General features: G+C 53.2%; 1 protein-coding gene, 2 tRNA genes and 2 rRNA genes. 1 reads left to right on the forward strand and 4 read right to left on the reverse strand.

Features of this window, described 5'->3' with window-relative positions:
* Positions 1-28: 28 nt before the first annotated feature.
* A 23S ribosomal RNA gene (locus tag QMG56_RS22920) occupies positions 29-2,838 on the reverse strand.
* A gap of 287 nt (positions 2,839-3,125) precedes the next feature.
* Here QMG56_RS22920 and QMG56_RS22925 point away from each other — a divergent pair.
* Positions 3,126-3,314, forward strand: a complete 189-nt coding sequence (locus QMG56_RS22925) for a hypothetical protein (RefSeq protein ID WP_281825195.1) — start codon at positions 3,126-3,128, stop codon at positions 3,312-3,314.
* On the opposite strand, the gene QMG56_RS22930 is transcribed toward QMG56_RS22925, so the two are convergent.
* From QMG56_RS22930 to QMG56_RS22940, 3 genes are all read right to left on the reverse strand, one after another.
* A tRNA-Ala gene (locus tag QMG56_RS22930) sits at positions 3,280-3,355 on the reverse strand. The genes QMG56_RS22925 and QMG56_RS22930 overlap by 35 nt on opposite strands.
* A gap of 17 nt (positions 3,356-3,372) precedes the next feature.
* Positions 3,373-3,449: transfer RNA gene (locus QMG56_RS22935), tRNA-Ile, on the reverse strand.
* Positions 3,450-3,630: 181 nt separating this feature from the next.
* A 16S ribosomal RNA gene (locus QMG56_RS22940) occupies positions 3,631-5,119 on the reverse strand.
* The 16S and 23S rRNA genes sit together here with 2 tRNA genes alongside, the layout of an rRNA operon.
* Positions 5,120-5,270: the final 151 nt, after the last annotated feature.

The following is a 5,270-nucleotide window of genomic DNA, read 5'->3' on the forward strand; positions in this document are numbered from 1 at the left end:
GACCAGCATTGTCATTGATGGTGGGACTCTCAAGCGCGAAAAGAGCAATTAGGACTGGTTAGCTCCATGCGTTACCGCACTTCCACATCCAGCCTATCAACGTGGTGGTCTTCCACGGCTCGATGAAATCTTATCTTGAGGGAGGCTTCCCGCTTAGATGCTTTCAGCGGTTATCCCGTCCATACATAGCTACCCTGCTGCACTCCTGGCGGAATGACAGGTACACCAGAGGTATGTTCAACCCGGTCCTCTCGTACTAGGGTCAACTCCTCTCAAATTTCGACGCCCACGGCAGATAGGGACCAAACTGTCTCGCGACGTTCTGAACCCAGCTCACGTACCACTTTAATTGGCGAACAGCCAAACCCTTGGGACCTGCTCCAGCCCCAGGATGTGATGAGCCGACATCGAGGTGCCAAACGATTCCGTCGATATGAGCTCTTGGGAATCATCAGCCTGTTATCCCCGGCGTACCTTTTATCCGTTGAGCGATGGCCCTTCCACGAGGGACCACCGGATCACTATGACCGACTTTCGTCTCTGCTCGACTTGTCAGTCTCGCAGTCAGGCGGGCTTATGCCATTGCACTCTAACAGACGGTTTCCAACCGTCCTGAGCCCACCATCGCGCGCCTCCGTTACTCTTTAGGAGGCGACCGCCCCAGTCAAACTACCCGCCACAGAGGGTCCCTGCACCGGATAACGGTGCGAGGTTAGACATCAGAAAACAACAGGGTGGTATTTCACCTAAGGCTCCACGACAACTGGCGTCATCGCTTCAAAGCCTCCCACCTATGCTACACAGTTCTTTCCTAATGCCACTCTGAAGCTGCAGTAAAGGTGCACGGGGTCTTTCCGTCTAACCGCGGGTACTCCGCATCTTCACGGAGAATTCAATTTCGCTGAGCATGTACTGGAGACAGTGGGGAAGTCGTTACGCCATTCGTGCAGGTCGGAACTTACCCGACAAGGAATTTCGCTACCTTAGGACCGTTATAGTTACGGCCGCCGTTTACTGGGGCTTCAATTCAGAGCTTGCACTCCTCCTCTTAACCTTCCAGCACCGGGCAGGCGTCAGACCCTATACGTCGTCTTGAAGCCGACTTAGCAGAGTCCTGTGTTTTTGCTAAACAGTCGCTACCCCCTGGCCTGTGCCCCCCACAAAAAGTTGCCTTGATGTGGGGCCTCCTTCTTCCGAAGGTACGGAGGCAATTTGCCGAGTTCCTTCAGTACACTTCTCTCAAGCGCCTTGGTATACTCTACCATCCCACCTGTGTCGGTTTAGGGTACGGTCTATAATGGAGGGGCTATTTCCTGGGACAACTTCCCTGCCTGGATCAATCCGTTAAGACCAGACAAGTTACGCCATCCGTCACACACCTCCAGGCCCACGAATATTAACGTGGTTCCCATCGACTACCCCCTTCGGGCTCGTCTTAGGGGCCGGCTTACCCTGCTCAGATTAGCTTTAAGCAGGAACCCTTGGGATTTCGGCGACAGTGCATCTCACACTGTTTATCGCTACTCATGTCAGCATTCGCACTTCCGATACCTCCACGACCCATTACCAGATCGCTTCATCGGCCTACGGAACGCTCCGCTACCGCGTGATCGTAAACGATCACACCCTAAGCTTCGGTACGTATCTTTAGCCCCGTTACATCTTCGCCGCAGGATCTCTTATTTAGACCAGTGAGCTGTTACGCTTTCTTTAAAGGATGGCTGCTTCTAAGCCAACCTCCTGGTTGTTTTGGAAATCCCACATGCTTTCCCACTTAGATACGATTTGGGGACCTTAGCTGTAGGTTAGGGCTGTTTCCCTTTTGACGACGGACCTTAGCACCCGCCGTCTGTCTGCCAGACTAGACTCGTTGGTATTCGGAGTTTGGTTAGGTTTGGTAGATCTCGCGACCCCCTAGCCCATCCAGTGCTCTACCCCCAACGGCAATCATCTGACGCTCTACCTCAATAGATTTCGCGGAGAACCAGCTATTTCCCGGCTTGATTGGCCTTTCACCCCTAAACACAACTCATCCGATAATTTTTCAACATTAAACGGTTCGGACCTCCAGTGCGTGTTACCGCACCTTCATCCTGGTCATGCCTAGATCGCCGGGTTTCGGGTCTAATACATCGAACTCAGTCGCCCTATTCAGACTCGCTTTCGCTGCGCCTACACCTAACGGCTTAAGCTTGCTCGATACATTAAGTCACTGACCCATTATGCAAGAGGTACGCGGTCACTCCTCAAGGGAGCTCCCACTGCTTGTAGGCATTCGGTTTCAGGTACTGTTTCACTCCCCTCATCGGGGTGCTTTTCACCTTTCCCTCACGGTACTGGTTCGCTATCGGTCATGCACGAGTATTTAGGCTTGGAGGGTGGTCCCCCCATGTTCAGACAGAGTTTCACGTGCTCCGCCCTACTCAAGTCCTGATGTTTCATTTTCGCATACGGGGCTGTCACCCGCTATGGCGCCACTTTCCAAAGGCTTCTGCTAATTAAACACCAGGCACTGGCCTGGTCCGCGTTCGCTCGCCACTACTAACGGAATCTCGGTTGATGTCTTTTCCTCCGGGTACTGAGATGTTTCAGTTCTCCGGGTTCGCCTCACCAAAGCCTATTTTATTCAGCTTAGTGATACCCTCCCCATTTAACCCCGCTCCTGCCCGGTCCGAAGACCAATCAGGGTCGAGATTAAATGGTGAAGGTGGGTTGTCCCATTCGGAAATCGTCGGATCAAAGCTTGCTCACAGCTCCCCGACGCTTATCGCAGCGTGCCACGTCCTTCATCGCCTGTGCATGCCAAGGCATTCACCAAATGCCCTTACCTCACGCTTGAGAGTCCACACCACCAATGACAACACTGGGCAGATACAAGGCGAACCTTGCGTCTACCACTCGGCTAGTGCCGTCACGGTATCCAGGCGCCCATAAAAGTATTACTTTTATGGGAACCCTTCGATGTGGATAATAAATCTCAGCCTGATATTATCAGTAATGCCATATGCGCCCGTTGAACGATCCGAAGATCGGCAACCGAACTGCACATGTCACCACGGCATCGATTAAAAAACCCATTCACAATGTCAAAGAGAAGCGCAAAAGCGCTCCATATTGCCGGACCAATGCCCGGCAAACTGATGTCTTCATCTCTAGAGTGTCTGTTGGTGGAGCTGTATGACCGGCACTTAAACGAACCAAAGGTTCGCAAGGCCGAACGGCCGTCGCTGCTTATGCAGCGGACCCAAAATCAAACAATCCATTTGCTCTTCAAGCAAATGGTGGAGCCTATCGGGATCGAACCGATGACCTGATGCTTGCAAAGCAACCGCTCTCCCAGCTGAGCTAAGGCCCCCTTGAGCCCCACGAGAATGGTGGGCTTGGGTGGACTCGAACCACCGGCCTCACCCTTATCAGGGGTGTGCTCTAACCAACTGAGCTACAAGCCCACTCTCGCTGCCCAAGCGGCCATAATGGCCGCCAGGCGGCGTAAGCCAGCTCAAGACTCTCAACAGCACAATGCTGTTGGTCTCTAGGGATGAAGGGACATGAGGACGACGGCATATGTTCTTTGGAATGGAGGAAGCTCTTCCGACTACTAGAGCCGGCGCTTTCCGCCGATATCCTTAGAAAGGAGGTGATCCAGCCGCAGGTTCCCCTACGGCTACCTTGTTACGACTTCACCCCAGTCGCTAAACCCACCGTGGTCGCCTGCCTCTCTTGCGAGTTAGCGCAACGCCTTCGGGTGAATCCAACTCCCATGGTGTGACGGGCGGTGTGTACAAGGCCTGGGAACGTATTCACCGCGGCATGCTGATCCGCGATTACTAGCGATTCCGCCTTCATGCTCTCGAGTTGCAGAGAACAATCCGAACTGAGACGACTTTTGGAGATTAGCTTCCCCTCGCGGAGTTGCTGCCCACTGTAGTCGCCATTGTAGCACGTGTGTAGCCCAGCGTGTAAGGGCCATGAGGACTTGACGTCATCCCCACCTTCCTCCGGCTTATCACCGGCGGTTCCTTTAGAGTTCCCAACTAAATGATGGTAACTAAAGGCGAGGGTTGCGCTCGTTGCGGGACTTAACCCAACATCTCACGACACGAGCTGACGACAGCCATGCAGCACCTGTCACTCATCCAGCCGAACTGAAGTAATCCATCTCTGGAAAACGCGATGAGGATGTCAAACGCTGGTAAGGTTCTGCGCGTTGCTTCGAATTAAACCACATGCTCCACCGCTTGTGCAGGCCCCCGTCAATTCCTTTGAGTTTTAATCTTGCGACCGTACTCCCCAGGCGGATAACTTAATGCGTTAGCTGCGCCACCGAAGCTCCATGAGCCCCAGCAGCTAGTTATCATCGTTTACGGCGTGGACTACCAGGGTATCTAATCCTGTTTGCTCCCCACGCTTTCGCACCTCAGCGTCAATACCAGTCCAGTGAGCCGCCTTCGCCACTGGTGTTCTTCCGAATATCTACGAATTTCACCTCTACACTCGGAATTCCACTCACCTCTCCTGGATTCAAGCTATCTAGTTTCAAAGGCAGTTCCGGGGTTGAGCCCCGGGCTTTCACCTCTGACTTGAATAGCCGCCTACGTGCGCTTTACGCCCAGTAATTCCGAACAACGCTAGCTCCCCCCGTATTACCGCGGCTGCTGGCACGGAGTTAGCCGGAGCTTATTCTCCCGGTACAGTCATTATCTTCCCGGGTAAAAGAGCTTTACAACCCTAAGGCCTTCATCACTCACGCGGCATTGCTGGATCAGGCTTTCGCCCATTGTCCAATATTCCCCACTGCTGCCTCCCGTAGGAGTCTGGGCCGTGTCTCAGTCCCAGTGTGGCTGATCATCCTCTCAGACCAGCTAAGGATCGTCGCCTTGGTGAGCCTTTACCTCACCAACTAGCTAATCCTACGCGGGCTCATCCCTGGGCGATAAATCTTTGGACTTACGTCATCATCCGGTATTAGCAGTCGTTTCCAACTGTTATTCCGAACCCAAGGGCAGATTCCCACGCGTTACGCACCCGTGCGCCACTAGACCCGAAGGTCTCGTTCGACTTGCATGTGTTAGGCATGCCGCCAGCGTTCGTTCTGAGCCAGGATCAAACTCTCAAGTTTGATGCTCAACCTCCAGCGCGGCGGAATAAGCCACGTCAAAGGCTGCCATTTCATGGAGCCATTCCTGCACAAATTACATTCACTGTGGATATGTAAATTGAGACATATAGGAACGGCCTAATTTTAACTGATCTCGCACGCCATAAAACCG

Origin of the sequence: Sphingobium sp. BS19 (assembly GCF_027925545.1) — a bacterium.
Taxonomy (GTDB): Bacteria; Pseudomonadota; Alphaproteobacteria; order Sphingomonadales; family Sphingomonadaceae; genus Sphingobium.

Coding starts and splice junctions, on each gene's coding strand:
- QMG56_RS22925 (WP_281825195.1), top strand. CDS start 3,126: ATGCCCGGCAAACTGATGTCTTCATCTCTAGAGTGTCTGTTGGTGGAG.